The organism is Polaromonas eurypsychrophila (assembly GCF_014641715.1).
Lineage (GTDB): Bacteria > Pseudomonadota > Gammaproteobacteria > Burkholderiales > Burkholderiaceae_C > Polaromonas > Polaromonas eurypsychrophila.
This window is the reverse complement of sequence record NZ_BMIG01000019.1, coordinates 19,011-35,943: the sequence shown is the minus strand read 5'-3', so window position 1 is coordinate 35,943 and position 16,933 is coordinate 19,011. Positions and strand designations below refer to the sequence as shown.

At 63.0% G+C, this 16,933-nt stretch carries 15 protein-coding genes; all 15 read left to right on the top strand.

The window, feature by feature from the left end; genetic code table 11:
- Positions 1–16: 16 nt before the first annotated feature.
- The 15 genes from IEX16_RS18590 to fghA all read left to right on the top strand — a co-directional run bounded on the left by IEX16_RS18590 (position 17) and on the right by fghA (position 16,923).
- Positions 17–1,909 carry a feruloyl-CoA synthase gene (locus IEX16_RS18590; RefSeq protein WP_188709983.1) on the top strand — a complete coding sequence of 631 codons (1,893 nt, stop codon included), beginning with the start codon at positions 17–19 and terminating at the stop codon, positions 1,907–1,909.
- Positions 1,906–2,670, top strand: a complete 765-nt coding sequence (locus tag IEX16_RS18585) for an SDR family NAD(P)-dependent oxidoreductase (RefSeq protein ID WP_188709982.1) — start codon at positions 1,906–1,908, stop codon at positions 2,668–2,670. Before IEX16_RS18590 ends, IEX16_RS18585 begins: the two co-directional genes overlap by 4 nt.
- Before the next feature lie 66 nt (positions 2,671–2,736).
- Positions 2,737–3,726: a Bug family tripartite tricarboxylate transporter substrate binding protein gene (locus IEX16_RS18580; RefSeq protein WP_188709981.1), complete on the top strand. Its 990-nt coding sequence runs from the start codon at positions 2,737–2,739 to the stop codon at positions 3,724–3,726.
- 39 nt (positions 3,727–3,765) lie between these two features.
- Positions 3,766–4,902, top strand: a complete 1,137-nt coding sequence (locus IEX16_RS18575) for an ABC transporter substrate-binding protein (RefSeq protein WP_188709980.1) — start codon at positions 3,766–3,768, stop codon at positions 4,900–4,902.
- A 90-nt stretch (positions 4,903–4,992) separates the two neighbouring features.
- Positions 4,993–6,033, top strand: coding sequence for a branched-chain amino acid ABC transporter permease (locus IEX16_RS18570; protein WP_188709979.1), 1,041 nt, complete (start codon positions 4,993–4,995; stop codon positions 6,031–6,033).
- A 1-nt stretch (position 6,034) separates the two neighbouring features.
- Entirely contained in the window at positions 6,035–7,801 is a 1,767-nt protein-coding gene (locus IEX16_RS18565) for a branched-chain amino acid ABC transporter ATP-binding protein/permease (protein ID WP_188709978.1), read from the top strand.
- Positions 7,802–7,814: 13 nt separating this feature from the next.
- Positions 7,815–8,549 (top strand): ABC transporter ATP-binding protein, encoded by a 735-nt coding sequence (locus IEX16_RS18560; protein ID WP_188709977.1) that lies wholly within the window; start codon positions 7,815–7,817, stop codon positions 8,547–8,549.
- A 34-nt stretch (positions 8,550–8,583) separates the two neighbouring features.
- The gene (locus IEX16_RS18555; protein ID WP_188709976.1) at positions 8,584–9,036 is read left to right on the top strand and encodes a MarR family winged helix-turn-helix transcriptional regulator; all 453 of its coding nucleotides are present in this window, start codon (positions 8,584–8,586) and stop codon (positions 9,034–9,036) included.
- Between the two features lie 226 nt (positions 9,037–9,262).
- Positions 9,263–9,589, top strand: coding sequence for a winged helix-turn-helix transcriptional regulator (locus IEX16_RS18550; protein ID WP_188709975.1), 327 nt, complete (start codon positions 9,263–9,265; stop codon positions 9,587–9,589).
- 289 nt (positions 9,590–9,878) lie between these two features.
- Positions 9,879–10,451: a nucleotide exchange factor GrpE gene (grpE, locus tag IEX16_RS18545; RefSeq protein WP_188709974.1), complete on the top strand. Its 573-nt coding sequence runs from the start codon at positions 9,879–9,881 to the stop codon at positions 10,449–10,451.
- A gap of 135 nt (positions 10,452–10,586) precedes the next feature.
- A complete protein-coding gene (gene dnaK / locus IEX16_RS18540; RefSeq protein WP_188709973.1) occupies positions 10,587–12,524 on the top strand; it encodes a molecular chaperone DnaK in 1,938 nt (645 codons plus the stop codon).
- Between the two features lie 106 nt (positions 12,525–12,630).
- On the top strand, positions 12,631–13,776 hold the full coding sequence (gene dnaJ / locus IEX16_RS18535) for a molecular chaperone DnaJ (RefSeq protein ID WP_188709972.1): 1,146 nt from the start codon (positions 12,631–12,633) through the stop codon (positions 13,774–13,776).
- Positions 13,777–14,025: 249 nt separating this feature from the next.
- A complete protein-coding gene (locus IEX16_RS18530; protein ID WP_188709971.1) occupies positions 14,026–15,132 on the top strand; it encodes an S-(hydroxymethyl)glutathione dehydrogenase/class III alcohol dehydrogenase in 1,107 nt (368 codons plus the stop codon).
- Between the two features lie 16 nt (positions 15,133–15,148).
- Positions 15,149–16,057, top strand: a complete 909-nt coding sequence (locus IEX16_RS18525; protein WP_188709970.1) for an alpha/beta fold hydrolase — start codon at positions 15,149–15,151, stop codon at positions 16,055–16,057.
- Positions 16,054–16,923 carry an S-formylglutathione hydrolase gene (gene fghA, locus IEX16_RS18520; RefSeq protein ID WP_188709969.1) on the top strand — a complete coding sequence of 290 codons (870 nt, stop codon included), beginning with the start codon at positions 16,054–16,056 and terminating at the stop codon, positions 16,921–16,923. Before IEX16_RS18525 ends, fghA begins: the two co-directional genes overlap by 4 nt.
- Positions 16,924–16,933: the final 10 nt, after the last annotated feature.

Here is a 16,933-nt window from a genome sequence, read left to right as displayed (position 1 = left end):
CACCGCAAAAGCAACCATGAGCCCAACAAGCACCCTCTCCCCAACGCCGACTTACCGCCCGCTGGTCTTTGGTGTCACGCGTGTCGAGCTGCGCGAAGGCCAACACGGCACGCAGTACCTGTCGGCAGACCAGCCGCTGGGCAACTACGCACAGCGCATCACCGACCGCCTGGTCCACTGGGCACAGCACGCGCCGGACCGCAGCTTCATGGCCAGGCGCAAAAAAAATGGCGACGGCAGCTCTGGCGACTGGCAACACATCAGCTACGCGCAAGCGCTGTCCAGCGCACGCAACATCGGACAGGCCTTGCTGGACCGTGGCCTGAATGCCGACCGCCCGGTCGCGATCCTCAGCGAAAACGACCTGGAACACGCCCTGCTGGCACTGGGTTGCATTTACGCTGGCGTGCCGTATTGCCCGGTGTCGCCGGCCTATTCGACGGTAAGCCAGGACTATGACAAGCTGCGCCATGTGCTGGCCACGCTGACGCCGGGCCTGGTGTTTGCCAGCGATGCCGGGCGTTACGGCAAAGCGATTGCGGCCACCGTCGGGGCCGATGTCGAAGTTGCTATCAAATCTATAGCTGATGACGCCCTTCTCCCAAGGGCCAGCACCCGATTTGATCAACTTGTTTCCACACCGGCGACAGCGACCGTGGATGCCGCGATGCAAGCCACCGGGCCCGACACCATCGTCAAATTCCTGTTCACCTCGGGTTCAACCAAACTCCCCAAGGCGGTCATCAACACCCAGCGCATGTGGTGCGCCAATCAGCAGCAGATGCGCCAGTCGATGCCGGTGCTGGCCGAAGAACCGCTGGTGCTGATCGACTGGCTGCCCTGGAACCACACCTTCGGCGGCAACCACAACGTCGGCATGACGATTTACAACGGCGGCACGCTGTACATCGACGATGGCAAGCCAACGCCAGCCTTGATGGGCGAGACCCTGCGCAACCTGCGCGAGATTGCGCCTACGGTCTATTTCAACGTGCCCACCGGTTTCGAGGCAATTGCCACCGCCATGAAAACCGACGCGCAATTGCGCAAGAGCCTGCTGTCACGCGTGAAGATGTTTTTCTATGCGGGCGCGGCGCTGGCCCAGCCGGTCTGGGACAGCCTGCACCAGACCCAGCAGGCCGAAGTCGGCGAACGCATCGTGATGGGCACCGGTCTGGGCATGACCGAATCCGGTCCTTTCGGAATTTTCGTGACCAGTCCCGATGTCAAAGCGGGCGACCTCGGCGTGCCAACGCCAGGCCTGGAACTCAAGCTGGTGCCGGTCGATGGAAAGATCGAGGTGCGCTACCGCGGCCCCAACATCACGCCCGGTTATTGGCGCGCGCCTGAGGCCACACAGGAGTCATTGGACGACGAGGGATTCTTTTGCACCGGCGATGCGGTCGCCTGGATAGACCGCAATGACATCCACAAAGGCCTGAAGTTTGACGGCCGTATCGCCGAGGACTTCAAACTCGCCACGGGCACTTTTGTGAGCGTCGGCCCCCTACGCGCAAAAATCATTGCGGCGGGTGCCCCGTATGTGCAGGACGCGGTGTTGACCGGCATCAATCTGAACGAAGTCGGTGCGCTGATCTTCCCCACGGCCGCATGCAGAACGCTGAGTGGCCTGGGCGCCGAGGCCAGCCTCCAGGCCGTGCTGGAAAGCGCGCCGGTGCAAGCGCGCTTCCAGCAGTTGGTCAACGACCTGGCAAAAACCGCGACCGGCAGCGCCAGCCGCATCGCGCGTGCGCACCTGATGGCCGAGCCCCCATCCATCGACAAGGGCGAAGTCACCGACAAGGGCTCCATCAACCAGCGCGCCGTTCTCAAACACCGCGAAGCGCTGGTCAGCGCCCTGCACGACGGCACCCTGCCCTTCACCATCTTGCCGAAAGTAACACCATGAATATTCAGGGACATGCCGCCATCGTGACCGGCGGCGCCTCGGGCCTGGGTGAGGCCGTCGCGCGCGAACTGGCTCGCCTCGGCGCGAAGGTCGCCGTGCTTGACGTCAACATGGCGTTGGCCGAGAAGGTTGCCACCGACATCGGTGGCCTTGCCTGCCAATGCGACATCACTCACACGGACAGCGTGGTGGTGGCTCTCGACAAGGCTGCGGCGGCCCACGGTCCGGCACGAATACTGATGAACATTGCCGGCATCGGAACCGCAAAACGCATCGTCGGCAAGGACGGCAATGCTGCGCCTCTCGAAGACTTTGCCAGAGTCATCAACGTGAATTTGATCGGGAGCTACAACATCAGCCGCCTGTTTGCCGCGGCTTGCACGAAGCTGGAACCGATGGAAGATGGCGAACGGGGCGTGATGATGTTCACCGCCTCGGTCGCTGCCTTCGATGGCCAGGTCGGCCAGCAGGCCTACAGCGCGTCCAAGGGCGGACTGGTCGGCATGACGCTGCCGATGGCGCGCGATCTGGCCCAGCACGGCATTCGCGTCTGCACCGTGGCGCCCGGCCTGTTTGCCACACCGCTGATGAAACAGTTGCCCGAGCCGGTGCAGCAATCGCTGGCCGCTTCGATTCCCTTTCCATCGCGTCTGGGCAAACCCGAAGAGTTTGCCCAGCTCGCCTGCCACATCGTGACCAACGGCCACCTCAACGGCGAGGTGATCCGGCTCGATGGGGCCTTGCGCATGGCGCCCCGCTAGAGCGTTCACTTTTTCAGTTGCGTTGGTTTTATCTGGCTTTTAAATTATTCCAAGGAGACAAACATCATGACAACCCGCCGCGAATTCACTTTGGCCCTGGGCGGTGCAGCCGCCCTCACCGGCCTCGGCCTGCCGCTGTCGGCCCAGGCACAAGCCAGCATCGAGCTGGCCAAACTCATATGCGGATTTCAGCCAGGCGGCACCAGCGACGCCATGTCGCGGCGGCTGGCTGACAAGCTGCGCGGCAACTACGCGACCAACGTGGTGGTGGACAACAAGCCGGGCGCGGGCGGACAGATCGGTGTCACCACACTGCGGGACAGCCCGGCCGACGGCAGCGCCTTGCTGCTGACGCCTTCGTCCATGCTGTCGATCTACCCCTTCGTCTACCCCAAGCTGCCGTACAAGCCGGCCGAGGATGTCGCGCCGGTTTCGCTGGCCTGTTATTTCAACCACGCGTTCGGCGTCGGTCCGGCCGTACCGGAGAGCGTCAAGACCCTGAAGGACTTTCTGGCCTGGGCCAAGGCCAACCCCACCAAGGCCAACTACGGCTCGCCAGGCGCCGGCTCCATGCCGCACCTGATCGTCGGGCTGATGAACAAGCTGCTGGGTAACGATTTGCGCCACATTCCCTACCGCGGCTCCGCGCCCGGCATCCAGGACCTGCTGGGCGGCCAGATCTCGGCCATGTCGTCCCCGGTCGGCGACTACCTGCCCCACCTCAAAAGCGGCAAGCTGCGCTTGCTGGCCATATCGGGCATCAACCGCAGCCCCTTCGTGCCGGACGTGCCGACCTACCGTCAGCAAGGCATACCAATCACCGTGCGTGAGTGGTACGGCGTTTTCCTGCCCGGCAAAGCCAACCCGCAAACCGTTCGTCGCGCAGCCGCCTACATGCAAACCGCGCTGGCTCAACCCGACCTCATCAGCAGCATGGCGCAGGTCGGCATGGAAGTCGCCTCGTCCACGCCGCAGGTTCTGGCTGACCTGCTCAAGTCCGACGCCGACGAATGGCGCCGCCTGATCAAGCAGATTGGCTTTACCGCCGAGTCCTGAGTACCATTCCCGCTTTCACCCATCCCTGAAGGAGACATCATGAAACACACACGCATCGCATTCGCCGCCACCCTGGCACTGTTGCTGGGCACGGCTCAGGCAGACATCAACATCGGCATCAGCCTGCCCTTGACCGGACCGACCTCCGCGCTGGGCATTCCCATTAAAAATGCCATCGCACTGTGGCCGACCACCATTGCCGGTGAAAAGCTCAACGTCATCATCCTGGACGACGCCACCGACCCGACCAACGCCACCAAGAACGCCCGCCGGTTTGTGACCGATGACAAGGTCGACATCCTGATGGGCTCGGCCGCCACACCGCCAGCCAATGCGGTAGCCGCCGTAGCCGCCGAGACCGGCACCATGCACATGACCTTTGCGCCCATCGACGTGTCCACCAACAAAGCCCCGTGGTCTTACAACACGCCCCAGTCAACCCTGGTGATGTCGCACGCCATCGTTGCCCACATGAAAAAAATTGGCGTCAAGACCGTCGGTTTCATTGGTTACGCCGATGCCTACGGCGAGCTGTTCCTGCGCGACATGAAGGTCAAGATGGCCGGCACCGACATCAAGTTCGTCTCGGAAGAACGCTTTGCCCGCACCGACACCAGCGTGACCGGCCAGGCGCTCAAGGTGACAGCAGGCGCTCCGGACGCCATCCTGGTCGTCGCTTCGGGCAGCGGCGCCGCCATGCCGCACAAGGCGCTTATCGAACGCGGCTACAAGGGCAAGATCTACCAGACGCACGGCGCTGCATCGCGTGACCTGATGCGTGTCGGTGGCAAGGATGTTGAAGGCGCTTTTGTGGTCGCCGGCCCCGGCGTGGTTGCCGAGCAGCTTCCCGCCAACCACCCGAGCAAGCAGGTCGCCATGACCCACGTGACCGCCTGGGAAAAGCTTTACGGCGCCAACAGCCGCAACCCGTTTGCCGGCCACGCCTACGACGCCTCGGTGATCCTGCAAAAGATCATCCCGATTGCCCTGAAAACCGCAAAACCGGGCACCAAGGAATTCCGCGGCGCGCTCAAGGCTGCACTCGAAAACGCCGGCCCGATCCCGCTGTTCCACGGCACCGTCAACTACACCGCCACCAACCACGCCGGCTACACCGATGACACCGGCATCATCATGCAGATCGTCAATGGCGACTGGAAACTGCAGGCCAGATAAGCCGACATTTCCGCGAGCGACCGGGCGGCGCAGTGGCAACAGGCCGGCCCGTCCGGGCACCCGCGTATCACGCGTTTCCTGAAGGTATTTATGGATTTTTCAATTGCCAGTATCCTGCTGGTCGACGGACTGACCAACGGCGCGATTTACGCGCTGCTGGGCCTGGCCACCGTGCTGGTGTTCGCCGTGACACGGATCATTTTTATTCCCCAGGGCGAGTTCGTCACTTATGGTGCGCTCACGCTGGCGATTTTGCAGACCGGCAAGGTGCCGGGCACCATCTGGCTGCTGCTGATGCTGGCCGGTCTGGCTGCCATGGCAGAAGCCTGGCACACCTGGAAAAGGTACAAGCTGCCGGCCAAAGCCCTGCTGTCCGGCCTGAAGGTGCTGGTGGCCCCGGTGGTGGTGTCGCTGGTGACGCTGTGGGCCGCGCCCCAGCAGTTCTCATTGTTTGTGCAGGCCTTGTTGTCGGTTGGCATCGTCACCTGTTTCGGCCCGCTGGTGTACCGCCTGGCCTACCAGTCGCTGGCCGATGCCACGCCGCTGGTGCTGCTGATTGTGTCGGTCGGCGTGCATTTCGCGTTGACCGGGCTGGGCCTGCTGTTCTTCGGCGCTGAGGGTTTTCGGAATCCGCCGTTCTGGGACGCGCGTTTCAGCCTGGGTGCGGTCAACCTGTCCGGCCAGGCGGTGATCATCGGCCTCGCATCGCTCGCACTGATCGTGATGCTGTGGCTGTTTTTTGAACGCACGCTGTACGGCAAGGCCTTGCGCGCCACCGCTGTGAACCGGCTGGGTGCGCGGCTCATGGGCATCTCGTCGCAGACCGCCGGCCAGCTCACGCTCGCCATGGCCGCGCTGATAGGCGCCCTGTCCGGCCTGTTGATCGGCCCCACGACCACGGTGTTTTACGACTCGGGCTTTTTGATCGGACTGAAAGGTTTTGTTGCCGCCGTCATCGGCGGACTGGCCAGTTATCCAGTGGCGGCACTGGGCGCGCTGATGGTCGGCATCATCGAGGCTTTTGGCTCCTTCTGGGCCAGCGCCTTCAAGGAAGTGATTGTGTTCACGCTGATCCTGCCCGTGTTGTTCTGGCGCTCGCTGAAGACCGGCCATTCGGACGAGGACCACTGACATGCTGCTGAGAAAAATCGGATGGCTGCTGATGCTGGCCGTCATTGTGCTGATCGCGGCGCTGCCGGTGCCCGAGTTCTGGATCACCCAGCTCAACTACATCGGCATCTCCAGCCTCGCGGTGCTCGGTCTGGTGCTGCTGACCGGCATCGGCGGCCTGACCTCTTTCGGCCAGGCGGCTTTTGTCGGCATCGGCGCCTACACCACGGCCTACCTGACGGTGAACGCCGGGCTCTCGCCCTGGCTGACCCTGTGGGTCGGCCTGGGCCTGACCGCCGTCTGCGCCATCGTGCTGGGCTGGATCACGCTGCGCATGTCGGGCCACTACCTGCCGCTGGCCACGCTGGCCTGGGGCCTGTCGCTGTACTACACCATGGGCAACCTGCAGGCGCTGGGCAAATACGACGGCATCCTCGGCGTGTCCGGCCTGTCGCTGTTCGGCTGGGAGCTGGGCCAGGGTCGCGTGTTTTTCCTGCTGACCTGGGCGCTGGTGCTGCTGGCAGCGCTGGCCATGCTGCACCTGCTGGACTCGCGTGTGGGCCGGGCCATACGCTCGCTCAAGACCGGCTCGCAAATGGCCGAGTCCATGGGCATCAACACCCTGCGTTTCAAGATCGGCATCTTCACGATTGCTGCGCTGCTGGCCAGCCTGTCGGGCTGGTTGTATGCGCATTTCCAGCGCTCGGTCAACCCTTCACCTTTCAGCGTGCACATCGGCATCGAGTACCTGTTCATGGCGGTGCTGGGCGGCGCCGGCCATGTCTGGGGCGCCATCACCGGCGCCCTGGTGACCAAGCTGCTGGCCGATCAGTTGCAGGTACTGCTGCCGGCGCTCATAGGCACCAGCGGCAGTTACGAGGTGATCGTTTTCGGTGTCTTGCTGGTGCTGGTGCTCAAATACGCGCCCAACGGCATCTGGGCTTTTGTGGACCGCAAACTGCCCAAGGCCGCACGCAAGGTTGACTGGCAGCAAGCCGCCCCGCTGGCCCATCGCGCGATGCCGGTCAAGGGCGAAGTGGTGTTGCAGGCAAGCAATATCCGCAAGGAGTTCGGCGGGCTGATCGCTGTGAACGACATCAGCTTCAGCGTGCACGCCGGGCAGATTGTCGGGCTGATCGGCCCCAACGGCGCAGGCAAGTCCACCACCTTCAACCTGATCACCGGCGTGCTGGCGCCCACCAGCGGGCGCGTCGCCTTCCGTGGGGACGACATCACGGGACTGGCCTCACGCGAGATTGCCAAGCGCGGCATTTCGCGCACCTTCCAGCACGTCAAGATGATTGCCGACATGACGGTGCTCGAAAACGTCGCGCTGGGCGCGCACCTGCGCGGCGGTCGCGGCGCGCTGTCTGCCACCTTGCGGCTGGACCGCCGTGAAGAACAAAGCCTGTTTCGCGAGGCCGAGATCCAGCTTCGCCGTGTTGGCATGGGAGATTCGCTGCACGAGCTGGCCGGCAACCTGGCAATGGGTCCGCAGCGCCTGCTTGAGATCGCCCGCGCGCTCTGCAACGACCCGGCCCTGCTGCTGCTCGACGAACCCGCTGCCGGCCTGCGCCACAAGGAAAAACAGGGGCTGGCCGACGTGCTGCGGCAACTGCGCGCCGAGGGCCTGAGCATTTTGCTGGTCGAACACGACATGGACCTGGTGATGCAGGTCACCGACCGCATCGTGGTGATGGAGTTCGGCACCCGGCTGATTGAAGGCACGCCCGCCGACATCCAGGCCAGCCCGCTGGTACGCGCCGCCTACCTCGGCACCGAGCACTGAGAAAGTCAAGACCATGTCCACTCCCATTCTCAAGGTGCAGGACCTGCACGCGGGCTACGGCAAGGCCGAAGTGTTGCGCGGTATCAGCCTGGAAGCTGCGCCTGGCAGCATCATCACCGTCATCGGCCCCAACGGCGCCGGCAAGTCCACCCTGCTCAATGCCCTGATGGGTGTGCTGCCCTCAACCGGCACCATCGCCTACGACGGCCAGCCCATCGCCTCCCTGCCGCTGGAAGAACGCGTGATGCAGGGCATCGCGCTGGTGCCCGAGCGCCGCGAGCTGTTCGGCAGCATGTCAGTGGAAGACAACCTGGTGCTGGGCGCCTACCGGCAGGTGCGCCGGAACAACAAGCAGTGGCAGGGCCAAATGGAGGTCGTCTTCGAGCTGTTTCCGCGCCTCAAGGAACGCCGCACCCAGCTCGCCGGCACCCTGTCCGGCGGCGAACGGCAAATGCTGGCGGTCGGCCGCGCGCTGATGTCGCAGCCCCGGCTGCTGATGCTCGACGAGCCCAGCCTGGGTCTGGCGCCGTTGATCGTCAAGGAAATCTTCCGCACCATCGACGCGCTGCGCAAGACTGGCGTGACCACCGTGCTGGTCGAGCAGAATGCCCGCGCGGCGCTGGAAACCGCCGACTACGCCTATGTGCTTGAAATGGGCGAGATCGCCTTCGAGGGCCCCGCCTCGGAACTGGCCCACGACCCGCGCGTGATCGGCACCTACCTGGGTGCAGCAAGCGTGCAGCGCTGATCTGCCAGCCCGCAAAAACCGCCGTGCCGCCCCCATGCCCGACAAACTCCCGCCCGCCGTCGAAACCGTCGACACGTCTTACCTGGAAGGCCTGGTCGGCTACAACGCCAGCCGCGCCGCCATCACGGTGATCGAGCTGTTTCTGCAGCGCATGGCGGTCTATGGCATGCGGCAGGTCGATTTTTCGGTGATGTCGCTGGTCACACACAACCCCGGCATCACCTCGCGCCAGCTCTGTGCCGCGCTGAGCATCCAGCCGCCCAACCTGGTGGCCATGATCAACGCGCTGGAACAGCGCGAGCTGATCGTTCGCAAACCGCATCCGCGCGACGGCCGGGCTGTCGGCCTGCACCTGACGCCCACTGGCCAGAAGCTGATGCATGACGCTGAGCGCACGGCGCAAGAACTGGAGCTGGACGCCACCAGGCGATTGACAGCTGCAGAACGCAAAACCCTGATCCGCCTGCTGCAAAAAGTCTATCTTTGACCCGCAGGTGCCCACCGGGTCATGCGACCGGCGAGGCCGGCGTGACCGCCCACCTTGTGCCTACCCCATCCGGCCTGACTTTTCAAGCCTTTTTGGCTGGGAGGCTACACCCTGCGGGCGCAGGCAGCTATAAAACTAGTAGCAGTCCAAAATATCCGCTATATTTCGCTTCAAGCGCGTGCTTACCGATTAACTGTGACAAAAACGTGACCAGGAGATGTCCCCCATGAGTGCCAAAGAAAATGCCGCCGTCGGCCAACTTTTTGAACTGCTTGAAGCGCGTTACGCCTTGCGCGTGCTGTGGGCACTCAAGGATGGTCACCCGCAGACGTTCCGGCTGCTGCAAGACAGCATTGGCAGCATCACCCCGAACACATTGAATACCCGCATCAAGGAGCTGCGCGCCGCCGGCCTGATGGGCCACGGCAGCGAAGGCTACACCGTCACGGCCATGGGCACCGACCTGCTCAAGCGCCTCAATGACATGCAGGCCTTTGCCGGCAAGTGGGCGGTCAGTCAGGTCAAAGCCGCCGGTATGGTCAAGAAAAAATAGGCATCTCCCGCTTGCCCCGCACAGACAGGCCTTGCGCCTGTCTTTTCATTTGCGGCCAGCCTTCCTTCTGCCGCCCAGGCTCCCTGGGCAATTTTTGCGGATAAAATTTTGCTCCGGCCCTTCCGCAGCCTGCGCAAACCGCTCCTTATTTCATAGCAAACAAGGACCGCCTGACGGGGCGCCCCGACAGCGGGCGGCATTTTGTGCCAGGGAGCAATCCCTTGTCTTGAAAAGGGCTTTGCCGCCCTCAGTTAAACCACTTGTCATTCTGAATAACTTCATCCGACCCATGTCCGACAACATCCAACCCGAACAAAATCAAGACCTCAGCGGCGAGCCAAGCCCTGAAGAGCTGGAAGCCGCCCAGGCCGCCAACGAAGCCGATGCCCTGAGCGCGGCGCAGGCTGAAGTGGCCGTGCTGCAGGCCAAAAACACCGAACTGGCGGACAGCTACCTGCGCGCCAAGGCCGAGGTTGAAAACGCCCGCCGCCGCGCCGACGATGAAGTCGCCAAGGCCCGCAAATTTGCCGTCGAAAGTTTTGCCGAAAGCCTGCTGCCGGTCACCGACAGCCTGGAAGCAGGGCTGCTGCAGCCCGAGGCCACGGCCGCCCAGATCCGCGAAGGTACCGAAGCCACACTCAAGCAGCTCAAGAGCGCGCTGGAGCGCAACAAGGTGGTGGAGATCAACCCCAGCGCTGGCGCCCGATTCGATCCGCACCAGCACCAGGCCATCAGCATGGTGCCGCTGCCGCCCGAGTCCACCCAGGAGGCCAACACTGTGGTCGGCGTGCTGCAAAAAGGCTACCTGATTGCCGACCGTGTGTTGCGGCCCGCGCTGGTCACCGTGGCGGCGCCCAAATAAACGGTCTGATTGACGATGTCGCACTTGAAACATCGAAAGTTATCCACAAGTCATCAACATGGTCTGCGGACCAGCGGCTGAAATCCTCAGCCACCCGTCATCAAACAGTCAACCAAGAAAATCTAGGAGTTAATCATGGGCAGAATCATCGGTATCGATCTGGGCACCACCAACAGCTGCGTCGCTGTGATGGAGGGCAATGTGCCCCGCGTCATCGAAAATTCGGAAGGCGCACGCACCACACCGTCGGTCGTGGCCTACCTTGAAAACGGTGAAGTGCTGGTCGGCGCCTCGGCCAAGCGTCAGGCCGTGACCAACCCCAAGAACACGCTGTACGCGGTCAAGCGCCTGATCGGCCGCAAGTTCACTGAAAAAGAAGTCCAGAAGGACATCGACCTGATGCCCTACAAGATCGTGGCAGCCGATAACGGCGACGCCTGGGTTGAGGTGCACGGCAAGAAAATGTCGCCACAACAGGTCAGCGCCGACATCCTGCGCAAGATGAAAAAGACTGCCGAAGACTACCTCGGCGAGCCGGTCACCGAAGCCGTGATCACCGTTCCGGCCTACTTCAACGACGCTCAGCGCCAGGCGACCAAAGATGCCGGCCGCATTGCCGGCCTGGACGTCAAGCGCATCATCAACGAGCCAACCGCCGCAGCGCTGGCGTTCGGCATGGACAAGCAGGAAAAAGGCGACCGCAAGATCGCGGTGTATGACCTGGGCGGCGGCACTTTCGACATCTCCATCATCGAGATTGCCGATGTGGACGGCGAAAAGCAGTTTGAAGTGCTCTCCACCAATGGCGACACCTTCCTGGGCGGCGAAGACTTCGACCAGCGCATCATTGACTTCATCATCGACGAGTTCAAGAAAGAATCCGGCGTCAATCTCAAGAACGACGTGCTGGCCCTGCAGCGCCTGAAGGAAGCCGCCGAAAAAGCCAAGATCGAATTGTCGAGCAGCGCGCAGACCGACATCAACCTGCCCTACATCACCGCCGACGCTTCAGGCCCGAAACACCTGAACATCAAGATGACCCGTTCCAAGCTGGAGCAACTCGTCGAAGAGCTGGTCGAGCGCACCCTCGCTCCGAGCCGCGTGGCGGTCAAGGACTCCGGCGTCGCCAGTTCCGACATCCATGACGTGATCCTGGTCGGCGGTCAGACCCGCATGCCCAAGGTGCAGGACAAGGTCAAGGAATTTTTCGGCAAGGACCCGCGCAAGGACGTGAACCCCGATGAGGCTGTGGCTGTCGGTGCCGCGATCCAGGGCCAGGTCTTGTCGGGCGACCGCACCGACGTGTTGCTGCTGGACGTGACGCCACTGTCCCTGGGTATCGAAACCATGGGCGGCGTGATGACCAAGATGATCAAGAAGAACACGACCATCCCGACCAAGTTTGCGCAGACCTTCTCGACCGCCGAGGACAACCAGCCGGCCGTGACCATCAAGGTGTTCCAGGGCGAGCGTGAAATTGCCTCGGGCAACAAGGCGCTGGGCGAGTTCAACCTGGAAGGCATTCCGCCGGCTTCGCGCGGCACGCCGCAAATTGAAGTGTCCTTCGACATCGACGCCAACGGCATCCTGCATGTGGGCGCGAAAGACAAGGGCACCGGCAAGGAAAACAAGATCACCATCAAGGCCAACTCGGGCCTGTCCGAGACCGAGATCCAGCAGATGGTGAAAGACGCCGAACTCAATGCGGCGGACGACAAGAAAAAAGTCGAGTTTGTGACCGCCAAGAACAACGCCGAGGCGATGGTTCATAGCGTCAAGAAGTCGCTGGTCGAATACGGCGACAAGCTGGACGCCGGCGAGAAGGAAAAAATCGAGGCTGCCATCAAGGACATGGAAGAAGCGCTGCAGGGCGACAGCAAGGACGCGATTGACGCGAAAAACGCCGCGCTGATGGATGCCAGCCAGAAGCTCGGTGAAAAAATGTACGCCGACATGCAGGCCGCCCAGGCCACACAGGCCGGCGGCGAAGCCGGCGCCCAGGACGCGGCTGCCAAGCCGGCTGCCGACGACAATGTGGTGGACGCTGAAGTCAAGGAAGTCAAAAAGGGCTGATCACCTTTTGAGCCATCGGGGCAGCGAAGCGGAATCGGGGCCTGTCCCCGCGTTCCGCTTTGGCACATCCGGGGCAGCGCAATCTTTTCATTGAACACGAATTTCCATGGCCATCAAAAAAGACTACTACGACACGTTGGGCGTGCCCAAAAACGCCAACGACGAAGACATCAAGAAAGCCTATCGCAAGCTGGCGATGAAGCACCACCCCGACCGCAACCAGGGGGACAGCAGCAAGGCGGCCGAGGAAAAATTCAAGGAAGCCAAAGAGGCTTACGAGATGCTCTCCGATGCGCAAAAACGCGCAGCCTATGATCAGTACGGCCATGCCGGCGTGGACCCCAACCGCGGCGGTGGCCCCGGGGCGGAAGGTTTCGGCGGTTTTGCGGAGGCCTTCGGCGATATCTTTGGTGACGTGTTTGGCGCCCAGCAGGCGCGCGGCGGGCAGCGCGGCGGCCGCCAGGTCTACCGCGGCGGCGACCTCAGTTATGCAATGGAGGTCACGCTCGAAGAAGCCGCCACCGGCAAGGACGCGCAGATCCGCATCCCGAGCTGGGACGACTGCGGCATCTGTCGCGGCACCGGCGCAAAGCCCGGCACCAAGGTCGTGACCTGCACCACCTGCCATGGCCACGGCGTGGTGCAGATGAAGCAGGGATTTTTCAGCGTGCAGCAGACCTGTCCGCAGTGCCGGGGCACCGGCAAGCTGATCCCCGAGCCCTGCGTGAGCTGCCACGGCGTCGGCAAGACCAAGAGCAACAAAACGCTGGAGGTCAAAATCCCCGCCGGCATCGACGACGGCATGCGCATCCGCTCCAGCGGCAACGGTGAACCCGGCACCAATGGCGGCCCGCCGGGCGACCTGTACATCGAGATCCGGCTGAAGAAACACGAGATCTTCGAGCGCGATGGCGACGACCTGCACTGCGTGGTGCCCATCGGCATGGCCGCCGCCGCACTGGGCGGCGAGATCGAGGTGCCGACGCTGGCCGGCAAGGCCGCCATCGACATTCCTGATGGCACGCAAACCGGCAAGCAGTTCCGCCTTCGCGGCAAGGGCATCAAGGGTGTGCGCTCAAGCTATCCGGGCGACCTGTATTGCCACATCACGGTGGAAACACCGGTAAAGCTGACCGAGCACCAGCGCAAGCTGTTCAAGGAACTCGACGAGTCCCTGAAAAAAGGCGGCGCCAAACATTCGCCGACTGAAGAAACCTGGACCGACAAGCTCAAGAACTTCTTCAGTCCTTGACGCCCTGCGCAAGTAGCTATTAAATCAATAGCAGCTTGCGCCCGACCGGCATGGGCTGGTGGCACTTTTTATTCAGGATCTGGGCGCTGCGGCGGCTGTACACGCGGCCGGGACTGTGCGGTGAGCAATGATGCTTAAATTGAAACACTGGCTGGTGCGGTCATGCGCCTGCAGGGATGCGGACGGCCGGGCGTTGGCTTATAGTGCCTTGACCCCTGTCATTCCCATCACTTCCACACAAGCTCCCTCATGAAAACCAAAGCCGCTGTCGCCTGGAAATCCGGCGAACCCCTGACCATTGAAACAGTCGATCTGCAAGGCCCGAAGTTCGGCGAGGTGCTGGTCGAGATCAAGGCCACCGGCATCTGCCACACCGACTACTACACGCTGTCCGGCGCCGACCCGGAGGGCATCTTCCCCGCCATCCTCGGCCATGAAGGCGCAGGCATCGTAGTGGATGTCGGCCCCGGCGTCACCACGCTCAAAAAAGGCGACCACGTCATTCCGCTGTACACGCCGGAATGCCGGCAGTGCAAGTTCTGCCTGTCGCGCAAAACCAATTTGTGCCAGTTAATTCGCGGCACGCAGGGCAAAGGCCTGATGCCTGACGCAACATCCCGCTTCAGCCTGGACGGCAAGCCGATCTTCCACTACATGGGCACCTCCACCTTCAGCAACTACACGGTGGCGCCTGAAATTTCACTCGCGAAGATTCGTGAAGATGCACCCTTCGATAAGGTCTGCTACATCGGCTGCGGCGTCACCACTGGCATTGGCGCGGTGCTGTTCACCGCCAAGGTCGAGGCCGGCGCCAACGTGGTGGTGTTCGGCCTGGGCGGCATCGGCCTCAATGTGATCCAAGGCGCGAAGATGGTGGGCGCCGACAAGATCATCGGTGTGGACCTGAACCCTGAACGTGAAGCCATGGCGCGCAAGTTCGGCATGACGCATTTCATCAACCCGAAAGAAGTTGAGAACGTGGTCGATGCCATCGTGCAACTTACCGACGGCGGCGCCGACTACAGCTTCGAGTGCATAGGCAACACCCAGGTGATGCGCCAGGCGCTCGAATGCACGCACAAGGGCTGGGGCCGCAGCATCATCATCGGCGTGGCAGAGGCTGGCGCCGAGATCAGCACCCGCCCTTTCCAGCTCGTCACCGGCCGCAAGTGGGAAGGTTCGGCCTTCGGCGGCGCGCGCGGCCGCACCGATGTGCCCAAAATTGTCGATTGGTACATGGAGGGCAAGATCAACATCGACGATCTGATCACGCACACGATGCCGCTGGAGGACATCAACAAAGGTTTTGATTTGATGAAACGCGGTGAGTCGATACGCGGCGTGGTTCTGTACTGACAGGAGTTCACTGACCATGACTTCTCTTCAGCCGCTGCGCCACATCCCTGCCGGCGTGCTGGATGTGGCCTTGTTCGAGACCGGGCCTGTGGACGGGCCGCCGGTGTTCCTGATGCACGGGTTTCCCTACGACATCCACGCCTATGCCGAGGTGGCGCCTCTGTTGGCTGCGCAGGGCTGCCGCGTCTACGTGCCATATCTTCGCGGTTTCGGCGCCACGCGCTTTCTGGACGATGCCACGCCGCGCTCGGGCGAGCAGGCGGCCCTGGGCGCTGACCTGCTGGCACTGATGGATGCGCTGGCCGTGCCGCGCGCCGTGCTCGCGGGTTACGACTGGGGCGGGCGCGCGGCCTGCGTGGTCGCCGCGCTCTGGCCCGAACGCTGCGCCGGCCTGGTCTCGCTGAACAGCTACAACATCCAGAACATCGCCAAAGCCATGCTGCCGGACACGCCGGACAACGAACATAGCCTCTGGTACCAGTATTACTTTCACAACGAACGCGGCCGCGCCGGGCTGGCGGCCGACCGTCGCACCTTATGCCGGCTGCTGTGGAAACTGTGGTCACCGACCTGGGCCTTCGATGACGCCACCTTTGAACGCAGCGCCGCAGCCTTCGACAACGCCGACTTTGTGGACGTCGTGATCCAGTCCTACCGCCATCGCTTCGGTCTGGTGGCGGGCGACCCGGCACTGGCCGGCATCGAAAGCCGCCTGGCGGCGCAGCCAGCCATCAGCGTGCCCAGCATCACCTTTGACGGCAGTGACGACGGCGTGCGTCCCCCAGCCACTGCCGGACAACACGCCCGCTTTTTTACCGGACCTCGTTCACACCGCATCCTGCCGGGCGCGGGACACAACCTGCCCCAGGAAAAGCCGCAAATCTTCGCCGACGCGGTACTCGAACTGGTACAACAAAGCGCATGAACACCGCCCCGGAACTCCTCAGCGAACACGCATGTTTCGGCGGCGTGCAGCGTTTCTATCAGCACACTGCCAGAAGCATCGGCCTGCCGATGAAGTATTCGGTGTTCCTGCCGCCGCAGATCGTCATCGATGACGCCGGTGGCAAGGTGCCCGCGCTGATCTACCTCGCCGGCCTGACCTGCAACGAGGAAACCTTCATGACCAAGGCCGGCGCGCAGCGGCTGGCCGCGACTTTGGGCCTGGCGCTGATCGCGCCGGACACCAGCCCGCGCGGCGCCAACGTGCCTGGCGAAAGCGACGGTTGGGACATGGGCCTGGGCGCCGGCTTTTACCTGGATGCGGTCCAGGCACCGTGGTCCAAGAACTACCGCATGGAAACTTACATCACCAGCGAGCTGTTGCCGCTGCTGAGCGCCACCCTGCCGCTGCACGCCGGCCGCACCGGCATCTTCGGCCACTCCATGGGCGGGCACGGCGCGCTGACGCTGGCACTGCGCCATCCCACGCTGTTCAAGTCGGTGTCAGCGTTTGCACCCATATGTGCGCCCAGCCAGTGCCCCTGGGGTCGCAAGGCCTTCGGTGGCTACCTGGGCGCCGACGAGTCGGCCTGGGCGGCGCACGACGCCACGGCGCTGATGGCCCGACTGGACACTGCGCCCTACCCCGGCGGCATCCTGATCGACCAGGGGCTGGCCGACAAATTCCTGGAGGAACAATTGCAGCCGCACCTGTTCGAAGCCGCTTGTGCCCAGGCGGGCCAGCCGCTCACGCTGCGCCGCCATGCGGGCTACGACCATGGCTACTATTTCATCGCCACCTTCATGGCCGATCACTTGAAGCACCACGCGCGCCAGCTTGCGGCCTGAGCCGCAGCGG